The sequence below is a fragment of the Roseinatronobacter sp. S2 genome, assembly GCF_029581395.1.
Lineage (GTDB): Bacteria > Pseudomonadota > Alphaproteobacteria > Rhodobacterales > Rhodobacteraceae > Roseinatronobacter.
Genome location: NZ_CP121113.1, coordinates 2,225,555 through 2,248,906 on the forward strand (window position 1 = coordinate 2,225,555; position 23,352 = coordinate 2,248,906).

The window sequence follows — 23,352 nt, forward strand, 5'->3', positions numbered from 1 at the left end:
TTTCCCCAAATAACACTGCCGCGCAGCCCGAGCGCGCAGACAGATTTCCCGATTTGATGATTTCACGCAGCCATATGCGAAATTCCTGCATCGCAACCACAATCTTGGCTTGCAATCCATTCGGACGTCACGCTACACGGCAACAGCCGGAGAGGTGGCCGAGTGGTCGAAGGCGCACGCCTGGAAAGTGTGTAGGCGGGGAACCGTCTCGAGGGTTCGAATCCCTCTCTCTCCGCCAGACATCAGTTGATCAATATTACCACTTATTTTCAACAGCTTAGAGGATACCCCTTTTCATCAGGACCCCCTATAGGACCCTCTACGGGACCCCCTAGCTAGTAACTCCCTGCCTCCCTTTCGCAACTGAGGCTAGACCTCACTCAATACCGAGCAGGAAATGTATTGACGGATTCTCTTTTTTCGAACTGACCTACATTGATCTGAAGTTCGTAGAGAGCATCAAGCGCAGCATATTGAAGTTGCCTAGACGCCGTTCATTTTCACGCATCTGCCTTTTGATAGAGCGCTGGAAAGTCGGGACGTTCTTGTTTGTGTCATAGAAGAACACTCCTCTACGTTTGAGCGCGGCGAAAAAAGGATGAGCATCTACGTGTCCATGAGGTGAGGGAAGCCAGTTTTTCTGATCTGCCTCGTAGGCAAGAAGCCACATACTGCCAGTGAGAGCATCGCTTGTCATAAACGTCTCCCAGAACGATGTGCTTATCGCTCCAGAAATTAATCCCATGTGCTTAAGGTCTAAAGTGATAAGTGCACACACTGAGTTCTCAACACTTAGCACAGGCTCAATGATACGCACTGGAATGCTCATTCTCAGACCCTTAGCAAGGAAAAGTGCCCAAGAAAGCTCACCATGTCTTCCAACCAAGGCTGTATTGGAGATAGTATCAAAGATTAACTTCTCTATGCGATCCATAGAGAGCGGGAATCCACGATAGCGCAAATTAATCAGAATCTGCGCGGCTGCGGGAAAACAGGTTGGATTCACACGCGCAGCCCTCACTACATAACTTTCAAATAGTGACGCATTCGCTTCCTGAATATGGACGGATCGAATTCTCTTAAGAGCAAAATCTAGCACATTTTGATCGCGCTTTCTTGCTGCATGAAAAAATGCCTTCGTAAAATAATGTCTAATATCATGCGCCTGCTCAGATACTGAAACCCTGAATCGATGCTCTCGTAGTTCAGAGGGCCACAGTTCGTCTATCGGGTCTATCGGATCAGATATTGAAGTTTTCTCATCATTCAATTCAAGTTCATACTCTGAGCAAGCTCTAGACAGCAGTGAAATCGCATCTTCTGCTTCACCCGCACCATCAAATCCTATAAACCAGTCGTCAACGTAACGAAAAACACGGTCTTTGGGAAAGTTAAAAAGACTAATAAGTTCACGCTCGACGCCAACCGCAATTATTTCAGCTAATATCCTTGAAGTATCCGGACCAATTGGAATCCCGATTGTCTGGTTATCTTGGCCCTTCCTGACAAGGGCATCCAAAGCACTTCCCAGCAACGTATCCATGACAGGGCGGTTATTGAGATTCGCCTTACAAAATGCTTTTGTATGTAAAGCCCAAGGCAGAGTATGGGTGTATATCGTCCCATAAAATCTCGAAATATCAGAAATCAAAATATGCTCGTATCTCGCCTCTGTATCGATTCGTTTGAGACTTATGAGATTGAAATCAGGCTTTGGAATCGCTCGAGAAGAATTCTCATATAGTATAGGCGAGTCTAGTGTGATTTTAGAGGTGCCAAGAAATTTTTTTATTTCAATCCAATCGTCAGCGATTCTCTTCAAAAGAAAAAGTTGTGAAATTGGATTTACTATTGCAAGTGTGCGCCTGCGTCTACCGACGCGTGGGTAAGAATAACTTTCAAACCGAGTCTTTGGAGGTTGATCCAGCGCAGACCATTCTCTATGGATGCTGTTTCGAAATCGCGCAAGTGTTTCGGTGACGAATGGTGGAGGTAACTCAGCAGGAAAGTATCCCTTCTCCAAGAGGACCTTAAAGCGTTCTGATTTGTTCATTCAGCACCAAATTCTAAAAACTTTTCGCTACCTTAGATGTAGATCACTAGCTTGTATAGTCCGGTATGCCTTTGCTTACCTTAGGATTGCCGTGCGCTATCGATGACCTTAAAGTTTGATAGCAGCATTTTCGAAACTGACTCGGGCATTTTGCAAAATTTCTGAACCCCCATATACGCTAGGGCGTCCGCGCCATTTCCCCCGTAGCCCCCTCATGCGCAGTGGGAAAACCCAAGGCACCACGGGCTACCCCAAGACCCCGCGCATCGCACGCACCTGCCAAGCGCCATCAGCCCCAGCCCAGCGTCCCGCCTGTCTCAATAGACCCTGCCCTAGCGAGTCGCCTCACTGATCGCCCGATGGTGTCTCATAAGAATACCCCTTGAACTTTCGAGACACTCGGGGCATAACGTCTAAGACTTCAATGAGACACAAGGGGACACTCATGGCAATCATCGGATACCTTCGCACCTCCACCCTCGACCAAACCGCAGGGCTTGAGGCCCAGCGCCGCGACCTTGAGGCCGCTGGATGTGAGCGCCTATTCTGTGAACAGGTTTCATCCGTAGACCTAGACGCCCGAGAGCGCCTTGCAGAGGCCCTTGAGTTCCTGAGGGAAGGCGACGTCCTAGTGGTGACGAAGCTGGACCGCTTGGCCCGCTCTGTGCGTCACCTACTGGACCTGCTGGACACCCTGACCGCCAAGGGGGCATCGCTGCGCATCCTAGACATGGGAATTGACACCAGCACCGCCACAGGCAAGCTGCTTCTGACAGTCCTAGGGGGCATCGCAGAGTTTGAACGCCAGATCATGCTGGAACGCCAGCGCGAAGGGATCGCCAAGGCCAAGGCGCAGGGGAAATACAAGGGCAGGAAGCCCACTGCCAAGGCCAAGGCCCCAGAGGTTCACAAGCTACACCAAGAGGGCCTCGGGGCCACTGAGATAGCCCAGCGCCTCGGGATAGGCCGCGCCAGTGTCTACAGGGTTCTTGCCCAAACAAACAGCGCCAGCGCCCCGACAAGCATCGCTCCGAAAAACAATGCCCGCTTAGCTCTTGGCCATTTGAAAAATTCCGACGGTTCAACAAACGTCGAGGGGATAGAGAGGTAGGGGTCTACATCCGGCGTGCACGTGACATCTGTTCTGTTTGGGAACACGTGTGGGAAGGCCATGACAAGGTGAAAGCCCGCACGATTCGTTTCAGGGTATTTAAGCTTTTTGTAGAACACAAAACGGCCATTAACAGGGCGCTGAAATAGTCCCTGAGCCGGAAGGCTGTCCCTTCATCAGGGCTGGGTCGGGGGATTGCGATGTCTGTCGGCGCGTTCGACATACGCGCCAGGTGCGGTTCTTCCGCGTCACACAGCCAGCAACCGGGGCAGTCTTGCGAGGTTGTTGGCGGCCATTGTCAGGATGAACCGCGACCGGACGCGATCGACGCCGCGATACATGGTCTGTGCCATGCCGCCGACGGTTTTCGCCCAGCCGAACGCCTCTTCAATTTTCTTTCGGTGCTTCTGGGACAGGGCGTAACCGGCATGTCGGGTGGTTCGGCCATCGATTGCTGAATATCTCGTTTTCTGGGCGATATGGGGCGTGACGCAGGCTTTGCGCAGGTCGGCAACGAACCCACCCGCGTCATACCCCTTGTCGGCCCCCAGCGTCATCTGCCGGGTCGATCCAGGGGAATGGCGATGAACCATGTCCAGGGCGGCCGTACGTTCGGCATGGCCGTCAGCCTGGGTCAGGTCGCCTTGCACGATCAGCCCACTCCGGTTCTCCATCAGCGCATGCCCGATGAAGCAAAGCATCGCCCCGGTGCCCCGGGGACTTCTTGTAAAGGCGCGCGTCCGGGTCGGTGGTCGAGGCGTGGGTGGCATTGGACCGTTTCTCGCCCTTGAAATCGACTTCGGCATTGCGGTGGGGTTTGGTGGTGCGGGGCATCGGGTCGGTCTCGGTTGGGGTCTCGGAAGGCGCGGGCTCAAGCGTGGCATCTGGGGCGAGTGGATCGCATGGCCCGTCATCGTCAGGCGGGGTGGTCTCTGCCTTCGGCTGGAAGCTCTTCATCGACGCCCAAGCCTTCACCAGCGTGCCATCGACCGAGAAGTGGTCGTCCGACAGAAGCGGCGCGACCTCGCGATGGGCCAGAATCGCCGCCATCACCTTGCGCGACATCTGCGTGCTCAGCAGCCGGTCGCGGTTCTTCGTGAAGACGGTCGGGACCCAGACGGGATCATCGATACCCAGCCCGACAAACCAGCGGAACATCAGGTTGTAATTCATCTGCTCCATCAACTGACGCTCGGATCGGACCGAGAACAGGAGTTGCAGCAGGCTGGCCCGGATCAGCCGTTCCGGCGGGATCGAAGGGCGGCCGAAATCGGTGTAAAGCGCCTCGAACTCGGCATCGAGACTGGCGAGCGCGTCATTCACCACCTGACGGATCTTGCGCAAAGGGTGCCGCACCGGAATGCGCTCCTCCAGATCAACATAGCTGAACAGCGACCCGCTCGTCCCGTCCGTCCCGCGCATCGTCACCCCCGCCGTTACAGTGCAAAGAGTGAATCATGTTCTCAAACCGCTGTCGAGACAGGACTATTTCAGCGGCCTGTTAAACTTCAGCCCAAACTCGCCGGTCTCGGGGTCGCATGAGTGCTCATATAGCGTGCTAATGCGGGATTCATTTTCCCCTTTGTAGCTTGATACCTCTAAAAGCGCCTCACTAGGTGCAGAACGATCTTGTTTTGCAATACCTGTTGCCAATCCTATCGCCCAGCCGAAAAACGCTAAGACTAGCGGTCCTACGCCAAAAACTATCATCAACCATTCGAACATGTTTGGCCACCTAACAGTATGCTATTCATCACTTTACACACAACTTGCCAGACTCTCGCAGCGCTGTCATCATCACACTTGACCAGCGCCAAGCTTTCCCCCATCCTGTGGGAGGCTAGTAGCCTATCCGCTAGCGTATCGTTTCCCCCGCAAACCGTGACACCTATCACATGAAGGGAAACACAATCATGACCATTAACTTCACACTGCGCCTGCCCCGCTTCCGTGGCCGCTTCCCCAGCTTCTCAGTAGTCCACGCGCCCCGCGCCCCACTTGAGCCGCCGCTATACTGCCAGCGCGTCCAAGGGGGCCTTGAGGTCCGCATAGGATCAAAGCTGATATACGCGGAGAGCCACGCAACGCACTGCTGAGGGGGCTTTCCGATACAGGCGGCGACTCCCCCCCCCTGCCTGAGGCCCTCAAGATTCTCAGTGGAGACTTGCGGGCCTCTCACGGCTTCCTACGCCCCGCTGGCCGCCTCAAACCAGACTCCTCCAAACGCTGCGCCAGTCACATTTCACAGGAAAGATGTGATCCAAACCGTCTTTTCGCAGGGCAGTCATTATTGTTTATTTTCAATATTTTAGGTGGCGACTGACAAAAGGGCATAGAAGTGAACAAAGGACCCCCGCGTTTACCATAAGTATAGCACCTTCATTCGGTCAGTTATTTCTCTGGGGATTCCTGAGTTCACCTAGGGTGTGACGTTAAGAAGGGGCATCCCCGCCCCCACCAAAGACCCACCACCTCAAGACAACCCCAAGGATATAGGCCTCAGAGCCTTGTCCACACACATGGCCCACCAAAGTGGTCATGATGAAAACCAAATAAGAAGGGACACTCCGCATGACGGACAAATCCCCCCTGACCGCAGAACGCTTGCGGCACCTCCTACATTATGACCGCCGCTCGGGTCTATTCACATGGAAAACCACCCGCGCCGGAAACGCGAAGAAAGGCAGCATCGCCGGGTCCTTGGGGTCCGACGGCTACGTCCGCATAAAGGTGGAAGGGACGCTATACACAGCGCATCGTTTGGCCTATCTATACGTCAAAGACCACTGGCCCCCTGCAATGGTGGACCATGAGAATGGCGTCCGCAGTGACAACCGATGGGATAACCTACGCGCCGCGACCCACCAACAAAATCAATTCAACAGAGCACCCAACAAGCGCAGCACTTCTGGGCGCAAGGGCGTTTCACTTTGCAGGCGCTCGGGGTTGTGGCAAGCCCAAATCTCTGTGAATGGTCGGAACCGCCACCTTGGGCGCTTTAAGTGCCCTGAGAAAGCTGAGAGAGTCTATCAGGACGCCGCCAAGGCTTTGCACGGGTCTTTCTACCACCAGCCCAGCGTCGCCTAGCATCCATTCAAGAAAGCCATCGGGGTCTGAACAACCCTCAAGGCTTTGGCAGCCTGACCGCCTCGACACAGGCCCGCCGCTGATCATCCAAGGCCGCGCCCTTGTAGGTCCCGAACGTCATTCCCTGCACCTTGTGCCCCACCACTTCCGAAATCGTGTAGGCGGTGAAGCCCCGCGCCCCGAGTTCCCCCAAGGCCCTTTCAGCCTCTGTGATGAACCAGCGCCGGAAGGAATGGAAGTTGACCCGCGACCGCCTGACCCCTTGCACATTGTCTTTGACCCCCAGTTTCTCTCTGTATCGCTTGAACGCCTTCACCACTACGTTGTTCCGCTGCTGACTGGGGCTTGCATCCGGCCCCAAAGGGGGAACCTCAGGGAAAAGCCAATCTTCCCCCGCCTTCCCTTCGCACCGCCGCGCCACCATGGCGGCAAGTTCTGAATGTATCGGCACCCGCCGCGCCGCAGGCTCTGACTTCTGAGGCGGGATTAGAAACACCCCGTCCTGACAATCCCTGACCCTGAGTTCCACCAGCGCCCCCAGCCGCGCCCCTGTGAGAGCCGCAAGGCGCATCAGGTCCGACAGGTAAGCTTGAGATGGCTGGCCGTAGATCAGCTTGCGCATTTCCTCCGTGGTGAAGGGTCTTTCCTTGGTTTCTTCTTTCTGTCTCGGGGCCTCAAGCTGCTGATTGTCCCAAGGGTTGCTATCGGCATAGCCCCGCTTGATCATCCAGCGCCAGTATTGGCGTAGGCAGGACAGGTAGCCGTTCATGGTCTTTGCGGTCCACCCTTGCGCCTCTAGGGTTTCACCTATGAACGCCCCAGCCGCTTTACGGTCCAAGCCCTCAATAGCCGCCCCGCCCTGCCTGTCTCGCTGCCATGCCTCAAGCAAGGCCATGATCCGATCATACTTGCCCCATGTCTTTCCCTGCCAGTTGTCCGCCTTCTGTTTCCTGAAGGCCGCCTCAGGGACCCTAAGCGGCGTTCTCTTGCCCCGTGCCACCTCTGTAAACCGCTGCGCCTTGCGCATCCTGACAGGATCAAATTCCGGCCCGCCGTGACTATTCACGCGGACGGGCGGACCCGCCAGCGCCTCAGCCTCAGCCGCAATTTGAGCGTCTACAATGTCCCTCGCAGAATAGCCTTGCCCGTCTGGGGCTTCCGTCTCATCTGAGGCCGCTGCAACCTGCCCGCGATAGTCCAGCGCCAGCGCATCAAGCGCAGGGTCCCCAGCCTTCCCTTGCGCCACCGCAATCTGACCCTTGAACCGCGCCACGACAGGCCACTTAAGCCTGTTGGCTTCCTCTAGGCTATCAGTGCCCAGCGATTGCTTGAGCCGCGCCGTTCCTATCACATCGCGGGCATCCGCTGGCACCTTCACAGACACCCGCCACTTGCCGCCCCCCATTTGCTCAAGGTATTGTCTATCTAGCTTCGCACCCATCGGGTCCCCCTACGGGACCCCCTATAGGACCCCCTACGCCCAAACCTAACACACTGATTTACAACAATTCAAGGACTTATACTCCTTTCGGCGTAGTGTCCATCTCTCTCCGCCATTTTGAAATCTTAGACATAATCGTTTATTTGCGGTGCGTTAACGACCGCATCTTGTCATTTCGACGTCTACAGGACCCTTCGGCAGGTATTCTCCTTGTGAACTTGCGATCCTGCCCTGATAGGTGCTGAAATTCCTGACGGTTCATATACGCCAACGCGCCCCGGGGCCACGCGGTTGGGGCCAGCGGCATCAAACTGTCATCTGCACGGATGCGGGCGCTCTTTTCTTGCCAAGAACCGAATTTTGCGGCACATCACCAACACTGGCCGCCAAACTGGCCGCAATACCAAGGTGAAGGTCTGATCATGCGTCATATAGCACTGCCTGCGTTGTTCGCGATCCTGTTTGTTGCCGGTTGCGCCAGCGGCGTAGGCGAGCGCGCGGTCGTCGAGGGTGCGGGGGCGGAGTTGTTGAAACTGCGGGCGGGTCCGGGGTTGGGCTATAACATCATTCTTGGCTTGCCCGATGGCACGGTCGTTTCGCGGCGCAACTGCGTGACCGAAGTGGGGCAACGCTGGTGCCGTGTTGCGCTATTTTCTGCACCGAGCGTAAGCGGATACGTGTCAGCAGACTACCTCTCCAGACCCTGAGCCTGCCCTGCCCTTGGCCATTCTAGCGAAACCGATCACAGGTGCCGGTTCTGGTGTTCAGGGTGCGCGCTGGCTGGCCGTCAAAGGCAGCCCCCCACGGGCCGCCGCTATATGCACGGCCAAGCGCTGCCTGATCATTCAACCCTGAATATTGACGGTTTGTCCCTGACATCAGCGGCGATGGGGTTCCGGTTGTCCGGCATGCTGCCGCTACATCCGGACAGATTGCGCAACACTATCAAGGTCTTTGATTAAATATCCTAGCGACTTTATGCAAAATCAACTACTGAACAAGCCAAACTGGTAATGAGAGCGCCATATCTATGACGAAACCGCAGAAAGATGAAAAACAGGCAAGCACAATCGTCCACCACGGCAAACGCTTGCGCCATGCGCGGCTGCTGAAGGGCTACACCCTCAAACAGCTTGCGGATATTGTAAAATGTTCCGAAAGCATGCTGTCCAAACTGGAAAACAGCCGGCTTTCGCCATCCCTTGCCATGTTGGGCAGAATATCTGCGGCGGTGGATGTGCCGGTGCCTGATCTGCTAATTCAGGACGGGGATTACAGCCCGGTTGATGGTGTGACCCTGTTTCCAAGCAGTCGGTTTGAAATCCAGCCGGGGGATGACATGCTTGATGTCGCGTTCAACCGTATCCTGCCGCTGGACCGGTCGGGGTTGTTGCAGGTGAACATGCTGCATATCCAGCCCGGCGCCGAGCAGTCGCGCACGCTGGCCCATGAGGGAGAGGAATTTATCTTCGTTCTGGAAGGGGCGCTGGATGTCATCATCGAAGACCGTCAGTATAGCGTCGCCGCGTCCAGCGGAATATTCTTCACCTCTACGATGAACCACCGCTATGCCAATAACGGTGACACGGTCGCACGGGCCTTTTGGGTGAACACGCCGCCTACGATGTGACGGGGTGCGGCGTGTTTGCGCGTTATTCCGTTGCGGCGGCTTGCGCGGTGATCCCGGACAGGTGGTCGACCACTTCATCCACGGCCATGACATCGGCGTATTTGTGATGCAGATCAAACAGGTTGATCTTATGGATCAACTCATGCCTGTCAAAGGTGCATTCCTCGACAAGGCTGACCTTGAACCCGTTTGAATAGGCATCGACACAGCTTGCCCTGACACAGCCTGATGTGCTTTCGCCGCAAACGATCACGCTTTGCACCCCCAGCTTGGTAAGATGCGAAATCAGCGGCGTCCCTGCGAAAATACTGGCGCGTTGTTTACGGATAATGACATCGCCATCCTGCGGGGCGAAATCGTGCCATATCTGAAAATCCGACGCGCGGCGCGGGGACATTTTGCGCCGCGTTGCACTGACATCTTTCGGCGCGGCCATCGGGGCTGTGTCACCGGTGCAATAAATAACGGGAATACCTGCCGCGCGGGCAGCGGCGATAAGCTGGCGGGTCGGCGCAATGGCTTGATGCGCGTAGATACCGCAACTGCTGGGATAGGTATCCTGCAAGTCCAGCGGTGAAACCGGCCCACCCTGATAGGCAAGGTTGTAAAGGTCGATCAGCAAAAGTGCCGGGTTCGGCCCGACAGAGGTTGCGCGCGTGTAGGGCGCGTAAATTTCAAGCAGGTCATCGGGAACGACATCCTTCCATACATGGTCTTCAAAACGATCGGGTGTCATGGGGTTCTCCTGTCGGGTGCGGGACGTGGATGCGCCACCGAACTGCATTTCGATGGCGCGGTTTTCGCTATTCGGCAGCCTTTGCCGATATGCCCATACCAGAGGGCAGCTCGAACATACCGGCGCGCAGCCCCTGAAGATGCGCGGCAACCACATCGCTGTGATAGACATTCGCGTATTTGGCATGCATGTCGCACAGATTGATTGCATGACTGGACTGCGCACGATCAAAGCAGCCATCCTCGACCACAGTGACCCGGAAGTTCAGCGAGAAGGCATCAAGAACCGTTGCGCGCACACATCCTGATGTTGTGGTTCCCGTGACAATCACACTGTCACAGCCCAACAACTGAAGGTAGGAATGCAACGGCGTTCCGGCAAAGCCAGAGGGTTTTTGTTTCAGCACCACGATATCTTGCGGGGCCGGGGCAATTTCGTCGACGATATCATTGCCATCATGGCCATGGCTGGTGGTCATGGGGCTGGCATCTTCGCTACGGCGGCTGTTCTTCCACGACCAAGACCCGCTGTCCCAATTGTCAGCGCGGCGGGTGCCCGTGGTGTAGATGACGGGAACCCCCTTGCCACGGCACAGATGAATCAGGCGTTGCAGCACTGGCATCGCCTCCCATGCATCTTCACCGCAGGATGTGCGCCACGTCTTGATGCTTTCCAGAATGGGAACAGGTTTTTCATCGCAAAAGGCGTAGTTCACATCGATGACCAGCAGCGCAGGGCGCTTGCCCCATTCAGCGGTCGCCCCGAAACCCGATGCGTCAAATACAGCCTTGTCGCGGTCGGTCAGAAATTTGTCCCAGATACGTTCAGTCATGTCATCTCTCCTTGGTTGAAACGGGTGTCAGAAGTTGGTGGTTCAGTGAATTGCCCTGCGTTGTCGCGACAAAAGGATGAAGAAAAGCGCGCAAACCCCTAAAAGTGCAGCGTTAATTACCAGCCCACCGGTATATCCAAGCGCATAGCGTTCCACCAGAAAACCCAGCGAAACGGGGCCGACCAGATAGCCAAGATCACCCGCAAAGCGCATGATCCCCATGGCCGGGGCCTGCTGGGATTCGGGCACGACATCAACGGCATAGGCTGCGACTGCGGGTCCGCTGATGCCAGTGGCCACCCCCATGCCCAGCATTGCCGCATAAAACAGCCATGGCTGGTCCGAGATCACGATCATCACAAGCGACGCTGTGACCCCCAGCAATGACACGAAAATCAGCCGCGGGCGGCGCACGCGGTCCACCAGCCACGCAGTGACCGGCAAGATCAACAATGTAGCGAAGGCCGACAGCGTCAGCGCAAGGCCAATCTGTTCGGGGCTGAAGGCAAACCGTTCGACCACCATCAGCGGGATCATCTGCCATTGTCCGGCAGTGCGCGTCAGGAAAACACCAAAATTGACCAGCAGCACGCAGGCAAAGGGCAGGATCAGCAACAACCGCAACGACGAATGACGCGCGGATTGCGCCGTTGCCTTGACGCGGCGGGCATGCATTTCAGCCATTTGTGCGGCGGGAAAGCGCAGCAATACCACAGCAGTGGTTGCCACACCGACACATGCGGCCACCCAGAACGGCCCGGCCAGACCGAAAAACCCCGCAGACACCCCGCCCACACTTGGCCCGAAGGTTGCGCCGATCAGCATTGCGCCCTGAAACACCGACATAATCTTGCCCCGGCTGCGCCGGTCACTTTGCTGCGCGCAAAAAATTGTGGCGGCGGTCATGAACAGGCCCGACCCCACCCCCTGAACCGTGCGCCCGACCAGCACCGAGGTATAGTCGCCGGCGATCGCCCCCATGAATGACCCTGCCGCACATAGCAGCGGCCCCGCCCAAAGCAGGCCAAAAAGCCCGAAGCGCTGCGCAAGATGGCCCGCTGGTATATCTGCGCCAAGGCGCCCGACTGCAAACAGCGTGATCATCAAACCGATCTGCATGTCGGACACGCCGAACCCCTGCGCATAGCTGGCCATCACCGGCGTCAGCATGCCAAACAGCATCATATGCGCCGCAACTGCGATCAGTATGACCGGCAGCGCGGGCACGGAACGCAGGACTTCCGCCCAGCTTGCAGGGGCCTGACCAATGGGTTGCGAGTCAAGAAGGCTCATAGGATGTATCCACCGGTCATTCTGCTGGCTCTTTCGGGGGGGGCGCGCCATGTTTGGGCGCGCGCGGTGCTGCGGCGCACATATGTTGCAAAGCCTACCAGAACCCCCACAAGCAGCGCGCCCCCGCCCAGAAACGCCGCTGTCAGACCCAGCAATTGCCCCACAAGGCCGAACATCACGGGGCTAAGGATCTGCGCAAAGCGGTTTACCAACAGGCGCAGGCCCATCAGCTTACCGCGCTGCCCCTCGCCAATGGCATCGACCATGATCATGATGCTGACCGGCAGGTTAATGCCCACAGCCGCGCCCATCAGGGCCACAAGCGCCAGCATTGTGATCGGGTCTGCTACGGCCAGCGGCGTCAGAACCACGCAGCCCGCTGCAACCACGCCCGCAGTGGTCAGGATTGATTCCAGCGAAAAGCGCGACATCAAATAGCCAAGCAGGAACCGCGCAAGCATGCCCGACAGCCCCTTCAGCGCAATCGCGACCGAGATCAGCATCGTCGCATAGTCGTTCTGCGCCAGATAAAGCGGCAGGAAACTGATATACAAGGACTGGATATACATGATCAGGAAGGTGGCGGTCAGGCCGAACTGCACGGCCCTGTGCCCGGCCAGGGAAATACCGCTGCGATAGCTTTGGGTGATGCCTTTCATCGTCATGACATCGCGGGGCGAAATCTCGATCTCCTCAAGCTTGGGGTGCGGATAGTGGCGTGCGATCCAGATAAACGCCCCCATCAGGGCCAGCGTTGCGGCGGCGGACGTGACAAACGCCATGCGATACCCTTCCAGCGGGACAGCCGCGGACGAGATTATCAGCCCGCCAATCACAGGGCCGACCATTCCGCCTGCCGACATCCACATCGCATAGCGCTTGATCGCATCATTGCGCTTGTCGCGGTCCCCGCCCTTGGACACCAGCACCTGAAAGGACGATGCCATGATGATGATCGCTGCGCCCAAAAACACCTGCGACAGCGACAGCAGCACCAACCCGGTTGCAAAAATCGTGCACAGCATCGACGCCAGAAGCGCTACACTGCCCACCTGCAACATGCGCACCGGCCCGATTGAATCGATCATCTGGCCGGACGGAAGCGCAATGAATATAGGCAGCACAGCGCGCAGCGTCACCATGGCGCCGATGGCAAAGGTGGATGCACCAAGTTCTGCCGCATAAAGGGTAAAGAAAGGGTTGGCCATTCCCACGATGGAGAAGAAGATAAACCCGCCGAACACACCGAAATTCGAAAAACGATCACTTTGCATAATGACAAGCGGCCTCGCGGGTTTTCATGGGTTGGCGCAAAACGGGCTTTTCGATGCGGCACCGGTCAGTCACGATCGGGCAGCGCGACGCGAATGCACATCCTTTGGGAATATCAAGCGGGCTTGGCAATTCGCCCTTTAGCTGTATGGGCGCGCGTGCGGCCTCTGTCACGGGGTCGGGCAAGGGCACGGCATCTATCAGGGCCTTGGTGTAGGGATGCGCGGGACGGTCAAACACTTCGTCTGCCGGTCCATATTCGACCACTTCACCCAGATACATGACGGCAATGCGATCTGCGATATACCGAACCGTCAGCAGATCATGCGAGATGAAGATAAACGCGATCCCAAGTTCTTCTTTCAGGTCGGCGAGTAGGTTGATGACCTGCGCGCGCACCGATACATCCAGCGCCGAGGTCGGTTCATCCGCGACCACGACCGACGGGTCGAGGGCAAGCGCACGGGCAACCGCCACGCGCTGACGCTGCCCCCCCGAAAGCTGGTTGGGGTAGCGGTCCAGATGCGCGACTTCCAGACCCACCTGATCAATCAGACTGCGCACACGTTCGGCCCGCGCCTGCCTGTCGCCCCAACGCTTGACGATCAGCGGCTCTTCGATAATCGCATGAATGCGCATTTTCGGGTTGAACGATGACGAAGGGTCCTGAAACACCATCTGCGCCAGCCCGTCGATGAATATCTCGCCCGATGTCGGTTCTTCCAGACCAAGCAGCAGTCGGGCCACGGTGCTTTTTCCGCAGCCACTTTCGCCGACGATGCCCAGTGTCTCGCCTTGCTGGACCCGCAGGGTCACGCCATTGACGGCCTTGACCACCTGCGCGGGCTTGCGCGAGAACAGGCGCGTGCCGCTGCCGGTGAACTGCTTGGTCAGCCGGTTGATTTCCACCATTGTGCGGTCGCGCAAGGGCCGGTTGGTATTGCGCCGCACCTGCCCCGAACATTCCGGCCGCGGCACACCTGCCAACCCGTCGGGCTGCCAACAGGCCGCAACATGGCCCGCGCCGCGCGGCGTCAGGTGGGGCGCATCCTGCGCGCAGGTTTGAATTGCGGCTGCGCAACGATCGCGAAACGCGCAGCCCTTGGGCGGGTTCTTCATATCCGGTGGCATGCCCGGTATCTGCGGCAATCGCTGATGACGCAGCGCGGTTGTGCTTGGGATCGTGCTAAGCAAGCTTTGCGTATAGGGGTGCGACGGTTTGTGGAAAATGTCGTGCACCGTGCCGAATTCAACAATCCGGCCCGCATACATCACGGCGACCTTGTCCGCAAAACGCGCCACCAGCCCCAGATCATGGGTGATGAACATCATTGCCGTGCCGGTTTCGGAAATCAGCGTTTTCATCACATCGACGATCTGCGCCTGAATCGTCACATCAAGGGCTGTGGTCGGTTCATCCGCAATAAGAAGTTTGGGCCGGCATGACAGCGCCATTGCGATCATCACGCGCTGGCGCATGCCGCCACTCATCTCGAAGGGAAAGGCCTCCAGCCGGCGTTCGGCGTCTGGAATACCTACCTTGTCAAGCCAGTGAATTGCCTCTGCCCGCGCCTTTTCACGGCCAAGGCCAAGGCTGCGCATGATCGGCGGGATCATCTGCTTGCTGATCCGCATCACCGGATCAAGCGACGACATCGGGTCTTGAAAAACCGTGCCGACCTCGCGCCCGCGCACGGCATTCAGCTGCCCTTCGCTTAAGGTGCACAAATCACGGCCATTCAGCAAGACCGTCCCGCCCGCGACCCGTCCCGGATAGGCAAGCAACCGCAGGATCGACATGGCCATCGCGCTTTTGCCAGAGCCGCTTTCGCCCACGATGGCAACCCGTTCGCCTGCATGAACCGTGAAGCTGACCCCGTCAACGGCTGTCACCGTGCCACTGTCGGTTCCGAATTCTGTGCGCAGATCGCGCACATCCAGCAGGGGCACATCAATTTCGGCTTGGAAGGTCATGGGTTTGTCCCTTGCGTGACTGGGGAATACTGGGGGTATTACTGGGTTTCTGTGGGGGGGTTACTGACGTGAACGCGGATCAAGCGCTTCGCGCACACCGTCGGACAGGAAATGAAAGCTGATGGCGATAGCCAGAATAACAACGCCCGGCAGGGTCGATATCCACCAGGCCTGTTCCAGATAGGTCTGCCCGTCGCGGATGATATTGCCCAGTGAGGGGACAGGCGGCATGATCCCCAGCCCCAGAAAACTAAGGCTTGCTTCCACCAGTATTGCATTGGCGGCAGCGATGCTGGCCGCAACCAGCATGGGGGCCACAGTGTTGGGCAGTATATGGCGGCTCATCAGCCAGCTTTTGCGCGCCTTGACCGTGCGCGCCGCATCAATGAACGCACGGCTGCGCAACGACAGCACAAGCGAGCGCTGAAGCCGGATGAAACGGGGCACATCCGCCAGCGCGATTGCCAGGATCACAGGCACCACACCTGTGCCCATCACCGCCACCAGCCCGATGGCAAGCAGCAGTGACGGAAACGCCAGAAAAATGTCGACGATGCTCATCACCGTACGATCGACAATTCCGCCCAGAAACCCCGCCAATGTGCCAAGGATCATCCCGGAAACAAGTGCAAGCAGCGCCACACTTAGGCCCACAAAAAGCGATATCTGAACCCCCGAAAGTGTCCGTGCAAGGATATCGCGGCCCATTCTGTCCGTCCCGAAGGGATGGGCCAGTGACGGCGGCTGCATCATTGCCCTAAGGTTGGTTTCCAGCGGGGCCTGAAGCGGCAGCAAGGGGGCAAATGCGGTCAGCAGCAAAATCGGCACAAGGATAACCAGCGCCAGCCGTGCCTTGCGGTTGCCCAGAAACCGGCCTTTGCCCATCCGCAACAGCCACGCTGTCGCAGGGGCTGCCATGCCGGGGCTGGCGGGGGTGTTGATGGTGTTTTGTGTCATTGTCCCGTTCCGTTCCGTTCAGAATTTCACCCGCGGGTCGAGCGCCCGGTAGACGATATCGGTGATGAAATTGATCCCGACAAACAGCAGCGCATAGAAAACGATCAGGGTCTGAACCATCTGATAATCGCGACTGTTGAGGCCGTTGATCAGCAAGTTCCCGATACCGGGAATGGTAAAGATGAACTCGACAATAACTGTGCCATTCAGCAGGTTCCCGAAACTTAATCCGATCACCGTAACGATGGGCAGCGATGCGTTTTTCAGCGCATGACGGAACAGAACCCGCATTTCCGACCAGCCCATGGCGCGGGCGGTGCGCACATAATACTCGCTCAGCACCTCAAGAACAGCGGTGCGGGTTATCCGCGCCATTGTCGCCATCTGCGTTACCGAAAGCACCAGAACCGGCAGCGCAATACGCTTTAGAAAATCCATCGGCGCATCGAAGCTGACCGTGCCACTGGCGGGAAACCAGCCAAGGGTAAGCGAAAAGATCAGCAAAAACACCAGCGCGGTCCAGAAAGACGGCATCAGGTCCAGCACCATCGCAGTGCCGGTGATCAGGTTATCCAGCCCGTTCTGCCCGCGATGCGCCATCAGCGCCGCAAGCGTGCCCAGAGGGATGGACAATGTTACAGTCAGCACGATTGTCAGCACCGCAATACTTAACGTGACAGGCAGCGCACGCAAAAGCAGGTCGGCCACCGGCAACCGTGTGGTGATCGTCACCCCGAAATCGAAAGTGACGAGTCCCTTGATATAAATCAGGTATTGCGACAGCAGCGGCGCGTTCAGCCCCATCTGCTCGCGCAGCAATTCCAGTGCTTCGCCTGAAATTGCATCCCCGGCCATGGCAGATGCAGCATCACCGGGAATGAACCGCAAGGTGAAGAAAACCAGCGTCACGACACCAAACACCGTGAAAAGAAGCTGTGCAAATTTCTTTAGGCTGTATTCAACCATGACCAGAGACCCCTTCAGCTTGTCGCGATATCAACTTCGAAGAAGTTGACTTGCGCCAAATAGTTGGGCTGAACGCCGGTGACAGTCGGCTTGCCGGGCCAGTAGACATTGTTGGCATAGCTGGGCAGATAGGGAAGTTCCGCCATCACGATCTGTTGCAGGCGTTCATACAGTTCAAAGGCAGTGTCGGGATCAACTTCTGCGCGCGCGGCCTCCAGCAACCCGGTGACCTCGGGGTTGTCATAACGTGCCCCGTTCAACCCGCCCGGTGCCTTGTTGTCCGGGTGCAGATAATTGAACAGGATCATATCAGGGTTGATAGCAGGCAACAGGCGGGTCGCCATGTCAAACTCGCCCGCGTTCCGGCGCTGGTTGAAGGTCGGCGTGTCGACAAGTTCCATGGTCATGGTGATGCCCACCTGCGACAGGAAGTCGATCTCGAATTGCTGAAGTTCGGTGACACCCTGCGCGGATGTGCCCAGATGCCGGAAGCTAAGACCATTCCCATAGCCAGCTTCGGCCAGCAGGGCGCGGGCGCGTTCAGGGTCATATGGATATTTCGGAATATTGTCCGAATAGATGGACATCCAATCGGGCATGATCGACGCGGTAGGCTGGGTAAGCGACGGAGAGATCGCATTGCAGATCGCTTCATAGTCGATCGCATGGGCAATCGCGTGACGCACCCGCGCATCGGCGAACGGCTCGAAGTCAAGGTTCATGACCTTCAGCGCCACGGCGTAGTTTTCCGCGACATTCATACGAAACCCTGCCGCTTCAAGGATTTGCAGGTTTTCTTCGCGGTTGGAACGCATGACCAGATCCACCTCGCCATTACGCAAGGCGATGGTCGCGGTGGATTCATCTTTGATAATGCGGAAATGCAGCGTCTCGATAGGTGCTGGCCCGCGGAAGTAATCTTCGTGCCGCTTCAGGATGATCTCGGAGTTTACGTCAATATGATCAAGGTAATAGGGACCAGTGCCAACAGGATTCCAGCGCACCTGACCGTCCGCATCTTCTATGGCGCGCTTTGAAACGATCTGGCCCTGATGATAGTTCGCAACCGAATGCAGAAAGTTGCCATTTGGCGCATCGAGTTCGATGACCAGCGTATAGGGGTCAGGTGCCTCCATCCGGGTGATGCCTGCAAGTTGAGATGCATAGGGAGAGGCTGTCGCAGGGTCCAGGATCCGCTCAAAACTGTAGATCACATCCTGCGCTGTCACTTCACCATATCCCTTATGGAACATGACCCCTTCGCGCAGCTTGAACTCCCATGTGATGTTGTCTTCGGTCACCCAGGATTCAGCAACATCGGGGATGATCGCGCCGGTCTGGCTGTCATAGCTGGTCAGCCCCGAGAAGATGTTGAAGGCGATGTTCTCATTCTCGATCCGAAAGATATTCGCCGGGTCAAAACCTGCCGGGTCATCATAAAACCGGATGTTAAGCGTCTTGTGATCACCCGATGCAGCACGCACAATGCTTGGCAGGAATGCTGTGGCCGCAAGAGAAGCCGAAAACTGGCGCCGTGTAATTTTGGGCATTGGAACTTCCTTTTCGTGATAGCCCCTGACCGGCCGCCCCGCGCGACCCTCGGGCCACGGCGGAACGGCCGCACAGATCAGGCGGATTTGCGTATTGGCTCGGACGATGTGTCGCTGACGGTCGATCGCAGGTAATCGATGGCCATGTCCCGTGTGACGACATCAGCGTATTTCTGATGCATGTCGTAGAGGTTCATGAAATGCGACGCTTCGGTGCGGTCATAAACGCATTCCGACACCACACCCATCCGGTAGCGATGCGTTGCACCATCCACCACCGACGCGCGCACGCAGCCGCTGGTCGATTCACCACAGCAAATCAAGGTATCGATCCCCAGCGCAGTCAGGTGGAATGCCAGTGGCGTGCCCTGAAAGGCAGAAGGTGCGGTTTTCTCGATGACCACTTCGCCGGCAACAGGCTTGAGTTCATCTACAATCTCACTGCCTCTTTGCTGCATCTCTGCCGAAAGCTTCGAGGGACCGCGCTTGCGGTGAATCCATGGTTTGATTCCACTTTGCAGCCCCTTGATGTGAATCACCGGAATGCCGTATTCACGGGCGGCTTCCAGCAACGGCACCGTCATGTCGATTGCCGCCCACCCTTCAAGCCCCATAGAGCCGGGCCAGGTTTTCATCGATTCAAAGATCGGCTGACGCTCAAGGCCAACCACACTGTAATACATATCGATCAGCAACAGGGCGGGCTTTTCGCCAAATCCACTTGGCTCGGTTTTACCCCAGAGCTTGTCATGTTGCTGGTCACGTTCGGAAAGGAACTTTCCCCATCCATAATCCTGTTTCATTTGTCATAGTCCTTTCTTTGGGTCCGCTAGGCAGTTCAGAAAGCGCCGGACAAGATACTTAAAGTTAGGTTACAAAATGTTTTATTTCAGTATCTTATATAATTCCAAAGATCTGAACCTGTCGGTAGCTTTCGGCTAATCACCGCGATATGTATCCACCGCGATACCCTCAGCAAAGGACGCACTTGCCCACATGTCAAGTTACTTGATTTAAAGTCTATGCACTTTATTTTTACGGGCAAAAATTGTGCAGGAATCAAAACTGAATGTGTGCTTTTCAGGCGAAACTACGGCGGGCCACATACCAATCAGGTCAGGGGTGCCCCCGTCCCGTTGGGCACGCAGCCCTGAATGAACATCTGATAAGAATCAATTTTCGGGTCGGGACCGCATCCATCCCTGCGCGCCCCCAGCCCCCTGCCCCCTGCCCCAATCTTTGCGGCCCTGCACGTTCAGCCCAACGCGACGCCAGCCTCAAATCGCGGTCGTTTCGAAAACACGACCTTCACGCGCAGACATCCGCTGTCGGTATCGTGCTGCAATGCGGCGTAATCGCGACGGCACACCACCCGATCCCATGCGAAGCCTGATCCTGCTGTCGATGCCGCCAATGCGAAAAGGGTCGTCTTATGGTCAAAGTGTTTTCCGGGGTCTGGCCGCTATTGCTGGGAATTCTTCTTATCATGCTGGGCAACGGCATGCATTTCACCCTCATCGGTCTGCGCGGCGGCATCGAAGGGTTTTCGGCGGCAGAACTGGCAATCGTGACCTCGGGCTATTTTCTGGGCTTCCTGTCTGGCGCGCGCATCACCCCCGAGATGATCCGTCGTGTGGGCCATGTGCGTGTTTTCGCGGCACTTGGCAGCTTCATGTCCGCAGGTTTGATCGCCTTTCCCCTGCTGGCCGAACCCTGGGCCTGGACGATTCTCAGGGTGCTGATCGGGTTTTGCATGTCGGGCATTTATGTCGCCGCCGAAAGTTGGCTGAACAACGCAGCCACGAATGAAACCCGCGGCAAGGTTCTGTCGGCCTATATGATCGCCCAGACCCTGGGCATCATCGGCGCGCAGGCTTTGCTGACCTTGGGCGATGCGGCCACATCGGTTCTGTTTATCAGGGCCTCCATCCTTGTGTCGATCTCCTTTGCCCCGATCCTGTTGTCGGCAACGCCCGTCCCTGCAGCCGAAGTGGCCCGCGCCATGCCCTTGCGAAAACTGTTCACAGAATCGCCCCTTGGCACTGTCGGAATATTCCTGTTGGGCAGTATCTATGCCACACAATCGGGCATGGGCGCGGTTTTCGGCAGCCAGATCGGCATGACCGCTGCGCAGATCTCGTTATTTGTGGCGATGCTGTTTGCGGGCGCTTTGGTGCTGCAATACCCGATTGGCTGGCTGTCGGACAGAATGGACCGCCGCAAGTTGATTTTCGGCGCCTCGCTCACCGGTATGGTCTTTTGTGCCGTAGGCTGGGCCACGGCTGGCGGATTCTGGTTCCTGATGATTTCTGCGTTTTTTGCAGGCGGCATGACAACACCGCTTTATGCCCTGTTTCTCGCCTATACCAACGACTCGCTTTCGCTCGAAGATATGCCCGCGGCATCCGGCGGGCTGGTCTTCACCTTCGGGCTGGGCGCAATCACGGGGCCACTGGTGACAGGCTGGGCAATGCAGGGTCTGGGCGCATTTGCGTTCTGGCTGGTCCTTGGCGCGACTTTTGCCGCAATCGCGCTTTACGCCCTCTACCGTATGACGCAACGCGCAGGCATTCCCACCCATGAGACTGAAAGTTATCTTGGCGTGTTGCCGACCTCATCACCCGTCGCGGTCGAGGCCGCCGCCACATGGTCTGCCGAACTGGCCGAGGCCGAACGCGACGCAGCCGCGTCACCCGATCCCTAAACCCGCGACCTGTCACACCCCAAGCCGTCCACCACCGACGCGCGTTCCAGCCTGCCGCCCTTTTTGTCGCGTTCGGTTGAATATACTCCGCCATGTGTCTACGGATGCGCTATTCAGCAAAAACCTCCGCAAAGACTTGCGAAGGGGGTTCATTCTGGCCCAAATATCCCGGGGGACGGCCTGAAAGGCCGGGGGGCAGCGCCCCCTTGATACCTAGACCCGTGGCAGCGCCCCCCCGGCTACACGCAACCGCCTGAATCAAAGGGACAGGACATGAGCAAGGCCATCATGGTGCAGGGATGCGGCTCCAATGTCGGGAAATCCATGCTTGTCGCAGGGTTGTGCCGCGCCTTGCTGCGTCGCGGCATGAATGTCGCGCCCTTCAAGCCGCAGAACATGTCCAACAATGCCGCTGTCACCGTGGACGGGGGCGAGATTGGGCGCGCACAGGCGTTGCAGGCCCTTGCCTGCGGGCTGGAGCCTGTAACCGACATGAACCCCGTTCTTCTGAAACCGGAGAATGAGACCGGCGCGCAGGTGGTGGTGCATGGCAAGCGTATCGCAACTGTGAAAGCGCGCGACTATTCGGCGATGAAGCCCAGGCTGATGGGCGCTGTTCTGGACAGTTTTTCACGCCTGAAAGCGGCGCATGATCTGGTGATTGTCGAAGGGGCCGGCAGTCCGGCCGAGATTAACCTGCGTCCGCGCGACATTGCGAATATGGGGTTTGCGCGCGCCGCGAATGTCCCCGTCGTGCTGGTGGGCGATATTGACCGTGGGGGCGTCATCGCACAGATTGTCGGCACGCAGGCCGTTCTGGACCCCGATGATGCGGCCATGGTTGCGGGCTTCGTCATCAACAAGTTTCGCGGTGATCCCAGCTTGTTTGACGACGGCTACCGCCAGATACAGGCGCGCAGCGGCTGGCAAGGCTATGGCGTGCTGCCGTGGTTTACGGATGCCTTCCGGCTGCCCGCCGAAGATGCGCTGGATCTCGGCTCCGGTCCGGTGGGGGGCGGTGTGCGCATCGCCTGCCTTGTGTTTTCGCGGATTGCGAATTTTGACGATCTGGACCCGCTACAGGCCGAACCGGGGGTGGAACTGGTCATGGTCCGGCCCGGCCAGCCCATCCCGGGGGATGTGCGGCTTGTCATCCTGCCGGGGTCGAAATCCACGCGGGCCGATCTGGCATTTCTGCGCGCGCAAGGCTGGGACATCGATCTGGCCGCGCATGTCCGTCGCGGTGGTCATGTGCTGGGCATCTGTGGCGGGTATCAGATGATGGGGCGGCAGGTGTCCGACCCCGACGGGGTCGAGGGGGGGCCGGGCGACATGCAGGGCCTTGGCCTGCTGGATGTTGCAACCACCATGACCCCCGACAAGCGGCTTGAACGGGTGCGCGCGCGGCATGTGGCAACGGGGCTGGATGTGGCGGGGTATGAAATTCACATCGGGCGCACAACCGGCGCGGATTGCGCACGCCCCTTTGCCCGTCTGGGCGCGCATGATGACGGCGCAACCGACAGCACAGGCCGCATCGCGGGCACCTATCTGCACGGGCTTTTTTCGTCAGACAGCTTTCGCGCGGCCTATCTGGCCAATCTTGGCATCACACCGTCAGGGCTGCAACATGGCGCCTTGGTCGAGGACACGCTGGACGCCCTTGCCGACCATCTGGAACAGCATCTGGATGTGACAGGTCTGCTGTCCCTCGCACGTTAGGGGGCATATTTCGTGCTGGCTCAA

At 57.5% G+C, this 23,352-nt stretch carries 17 protein-coding genes, 1 tRNA gene and 3 pseudogenes; 7 read left to right on the forward strand and 14 right to left on the reverse strand.

The window, feature by feature from the left end; all coding sequences use genetic code 11:
• Window positions 1–148 precede the first annotated feature (148 nt).
• Window positions 149–238, forward strand: a tRNA-Ser gene (locus P8S53_RS10610).
• Window positions 239–430: 192 nt separating this feature from the next.
• Here P8S53_RS10610 and P8S53_RS10615 read toward each other — a convergent pair.
• A complete protein-coding gene (locus tag P8S53_RS10615) occupies window positions 431–2,053 on the reverse strand; it encodes an RNA-directed DNA polymerase (protein ID WP_277803940.1) in 1,623 nt (540 codons plus the stop codon).
• Between the two features lie 445 nt (window positions 2,054–2,498).
• Between P8S53_RS10615 and P8S53_RS10620 the strand changes: the two are divergent.
• Window positions 2,499–3,047, forward strand: a pseudogene (locus P8S53_RS10620) (recombinase family protein); the annotation flags it as partial.
• A 365-nt stretch (window positions 3,048–3,412) separates the two neighbouring features.
• On the opposite strand, the pseudogene P8S53_RS10625 reads toward P8S53_RS10620, so the two are convergent.
• Together P8S53_RS10625 and P8S53_RS10630 are read right to left on the reverse strand one after the other, a co-directional pair.
• Window positions 3,413–4,586 (reverse strand): annotated as a pseudogene (locus P8S53_RS10625) (IS5 family transposase).
• A 63-nt stretch (window positions 4,587–4,649) separates the two neighbouring features.
• The gene (locus P8S53_RS10630; RefSeq protein WP_277803942.1) at window positions 4,650–4,889 is read right to left on the reverse strand and encodes a hypothetical protein; all 240 of its coding nucleotides are present in this window, start codon (window positions 4,887–4,889) and stop codon (window positions 4,650–4,652) included.
• An 846-nt stretch (window positions 4,890–5,735) separates the two neighbouring features.
• Here P8S53_RS10630 and P8S53_RS21435 point away from each other — a divergent pair.
• Complete coding sequence (locus P8S53_RS21435) at window positions 5,736–6,251, forward strand: HNH endonuclease (protein WP_373418496.1); 516 nt, start codon at window positions 5,736–5,738, stop codon at window positions 6,249–6,251.
• 37 nt (window positions 6,252–6,288) lie between these two features.
• Here P8S53_RS21435 and P8S53_RS10635 read toward each other — a convergent pair whose 3' ends face one another.
• Both P8S53_RS10635 and P8S53_RS21440 read right to left on the reverse strand, forming a co-directional pair.
• Window positions 6,289–7,278 carry a tyrosine-type recombinase/integrase gene (locus P8S53_RS10635; RefSeq protein WP_277803943.1) on the reverse strand — a complete coding sequence of 330 codons (990 nt, stop codon included), beginning with the start codon at window positions 7,276–7,278 and terminating at the stop codon, window positions 6,289–6,291.
• A gap of 234 nt (window positions 7,279–7,512) precedes the next feature.
• A pseudogene (locus P8S53_RS21440) lies at window positions 7,513–7,692 on the reverse strand (DUF6538 domain-containing protein); the annotation flags it as partial.
• A 422-nt stretch (window positions 7,693–8,114) separates the two neighbouring features.
• Between P8S53_RS21440 and P8S53_RS10640 the strand changes: the two are divergent.
• Entirely contained in the window at window positions 8,115–8,399 is a 285-nt protein-coding gene (locus tag P8S53_RS10640; RefSeq protein ID WP_277803944.1) for an SH3 domain-containing protein, read from the forward strand.
• 323 nt (window positions 8,400–8,722) lie between these two features.
• Window positions 8,723–9,322 (forward strand): helix-turn-helix domain-containing protein, encoded by a 600-nt coding sequence (locus P8S53_RS10645; RefSeq protein WP_277803945.1) that lies wholly within the window; start codon window positions 8,723–8,725, stop codon window positions 9,320–9,322.
• Between the two features lie 22 nt (window positions 9,323–9,344).
• Here P8S53_RS10645 and P8S53_RS10650 read toward each other — a convergent pair whose 3' ends face one another.
• From P8S53_RS10650 to P8S53_RS10690, 9 genes are all read right to left on the reverse strand, one after another.
• On the reverse strand, window positions 9,345–10,058 hold the full coding sequence (locus P8S53_RS10650; RefSeq protein WP_277803946.1) for an isochorismatase family protein: 714 nt from the start codon (window positions 10,056–10,058) through the stop codon (window positions 9,345–9,347).
• 67 nt (window positions 10,059–10,125) lie between these two features.
• Window positions 10,126–10,890, reverse strand: coding sequence for a cysteine hydrolase family protein (locus tag P8S53_RS10655; RefSeq protein ID WP_277803947.1), 765 nt, complete (start codon window positions 10,888–10,890; stop codon window positions 10,126–10,128).
• 42 nt (window positions 10,891–10,932) lie between these two features.
• Entirely contained in the window at window positions 10,933–12,183 is a 1,251-nt protein-coding gene (locus P8S53_RS10660) for an MFS transporter (protein ID WP_277803948.1), read from the reverse strand.
• A complete protein-coding gene (locus P8S53_RS10665) occupies window positions 12,180–13,457 on the reverse strand; it encodes an MFS transporter (RefSeq protein WP_277803949.1) in 1,278 nt (425 codons plus the stop codon). The genes P8S53_RS10660 and P8S53_RS10665 overlap by 4 nt, the downstream gene beginning before the upstream one ends.
• Window positions 13,447–15,429, reverse strand: coding sequence for an ABC transporter ATP-binding protein (locus tag P8S53_RS10670; protein WP_277803950.1), 1,983 nt, complete (start codon window positions 15,427–15,429; stop codon window positions 13,447–13,449). Before P8S53_RS10670 ends, P8S53_RS10665 begins: the two co-directional genes overlap by 11 nt.
• 60 nt (window positions 15,430–15,489) lie before the next feature.
• Window positions 15,490–16,386, reverse strand: coding sequence for an ABC transporter permease (locus P8S53_RS10675; protein ID WP_277803951.1), 897 nt, complete (start codon window positions 16,384–16,386; stop codon window positions 15,490–15,492).
• Between the two features lie 18 nt (window positions 16,387–16,404).
• Window positions 16,405–17,352, reverse strand: coding sequence for an ABC transporter permease (locus tag P8S53_RS10680; protein ID WP_277803952.1), 948 nt, complete (start codon window positions 17,350–17,352; stop codon window positions 16,405–16,407).
• A gap of 14 nt (window positions 17,353–17,366) precedes the next feature.
• Window positions 17,367–18,902 (reverse strand): ABC transporter substrate-binding protein, encoded by a 1,536-nt coding sequence (locus P8S53_RS10685; RefSeq protein WP_277803953.1) that lies wholly within the window; start codon window positions 18,900–18,902, stop codon window positions 17,367–17,369.
• A 77-nt stretch (window positions 18,903–18,979) separates the two neighbouring features.
• On the reverse strand, window positions 18,980–19,705 hold the full coding sequence (locus P8S53_RS10690) for an isochorismatase family protein (protein WP_277803954.1): 726 nt from the start codon (window positions 19,703–19,705) through the stop codon (window positions 18,980–18,982).
• Between the two features lie 629 nt (window positions 19,706–20,334).
• On the opposite strand from P8S53_RS10690, the gene P8S53_RS10695 reads away from it, so the two are divergent.
• Both P8S53_RS10695 and P8S53_RS10700 read left to right on the forward strand, forming a co-directional pair.
• Window positions 20,335–21,606: an MFS transporter gene (locus P8S53_RS10695; RefSeq protein WP_277803955.1), complete on the forward strand. Its 1,272-nt coding sequence runs from the start codon at window positions 20,335–20,337 to the stop codon at window positions 21,604–21,606.
• Window positions 21,607–21,879: 273 nt separating this feature from the next.
• Entirely contained in the window at window positions 21,880–23,328 is a 1,449-nt protein-coding gene (locus P8S53_RS10700) for a cobyric acid synthase (protein WP_277803956.1), read from the forward strand.
• Window positions 23,329–23,352: the final 24 nt, after the last annotated feature.

Bases quoted from the DNA above. Each gene is read 5' to 3' on its own strand.
- P8S53_RS10615 (WP_277803940.1), bottom strand. From the start codon at position 2,053: ATGAACAAATCAGAACGCTTTAAGGTCCTCTTGGAGAAGGGATACTTT.
- P8S53_RS10630 (WP_277803942.1), bottom strand. From the start codon at position 4,889: ATGTTCGAATGGTTGATGATAGTTTTTGGCGTAGGACCGCTAGTCTTA.
- P8S53_RS21435 (WP_373418496.1), top strand. From the start codon at position 5,736: ATGACGGACAAATCCCCCCTGACCGCAGAACGCTTGCGGCACCTCCTA.
- P8S53_RS10635 (WP_277803943.1), bottom strand. From the start codon at position 7,278: ATGCGCAAGGCGCAGCGGTTTACAGAGGTGGCACGGGGCAAGAGAACG.
- P8S53_RS10640 (WP_277803944.1), top strand. From the start codon at position 8,115: ATGCGTCATATAGCACTGCCTGCGTTGTTCGCGATCCTGTTTGTTGCC.
- P8S53_RS10645 (WP_277803945.1), top strand. From the start codon at position 8,723: ATGACGAAACCGCAGAAAGATGAAAAACAGGCAAGCACAATCGTCCAC.
- P8S53_RS10650 (WP_277803946.1), bottom strand. From the start codon at position 10,058: ATGACACCCGATCGTTTTGAAGACCATGTATGGAAGGATGTCGTTCCC.
- P8S53_RS10655 (WP_277803947.1), bottom strand. From the start codon at position 10,890: ATGACTGAACGTATCTGGGACAAATTTCTGACCGACCGCGACAAGGCT.
- P8S53_RS10660 (WP_277803948.1), bottom strand. From the start codon at position 12,183: ATGAGCCTTCTTGACTCGCAACCCATTGGTCAGGCCCCTGCAAGCTGG.
- P8S53_RS10665 (WP_277803949.1), bottom strand. From the start codon at position 13,457: ATGCAAAGTGATCGTTTTTCGAATTTCGGTGTGTTCGGCGGGTTTATC.
- P8S53_RS10670 (WP_277803950.1), bottom strand. From the start codon at position 15,429: ATGACCTTCCAAGCCGAAATTGATGTGCCCCTGCTGGATGTGCGCGAT.
- P8S53_RS10675 (WP_277803951.1), bottom strand. From the start codon at position 16,386: ATGACACAAAACACCATCAACACCCCCGCCAGCCCCGGCATGGCAGCC.
- P8S53_RS10680 (WP_277803952.1), bottom strand. From the start codon at position 17,352: ATGGTTGAATACAGCCTAAAGAAATTTGCACAGCTTCTTTTCACGGTG.
- P8S53_RS10685 (WP_277803953.1), bottom strand. From the start codon at position 18,902: ATGCCCAAAATTACACGGCGCCAGTTTTCGGCTTCTCTTGCGGCCACA.
- P8S53_RS10690 (WP_277803954.1), bottom strand. From the start codon at position 19,705: ATGAAACAGGATTATGGATGGGGAAAGTTCCTTTCCGAACGTGACCAG.
- P8S53_RS10695 (WP_277803955.1), top strand. From the start codon at position 20,335: ATGGTCAAAGTGTTTTCCGGGGTCTGGCCGCTATTGCTGGGAATTCTT.
- P8S53_RS10700 (WP_277803956.1), top strand. From the start codon at position 21,880: ATGAGCAAGGCCATCATGGTGCAGGGATGCGGCTCCAATGTCGGGAAA.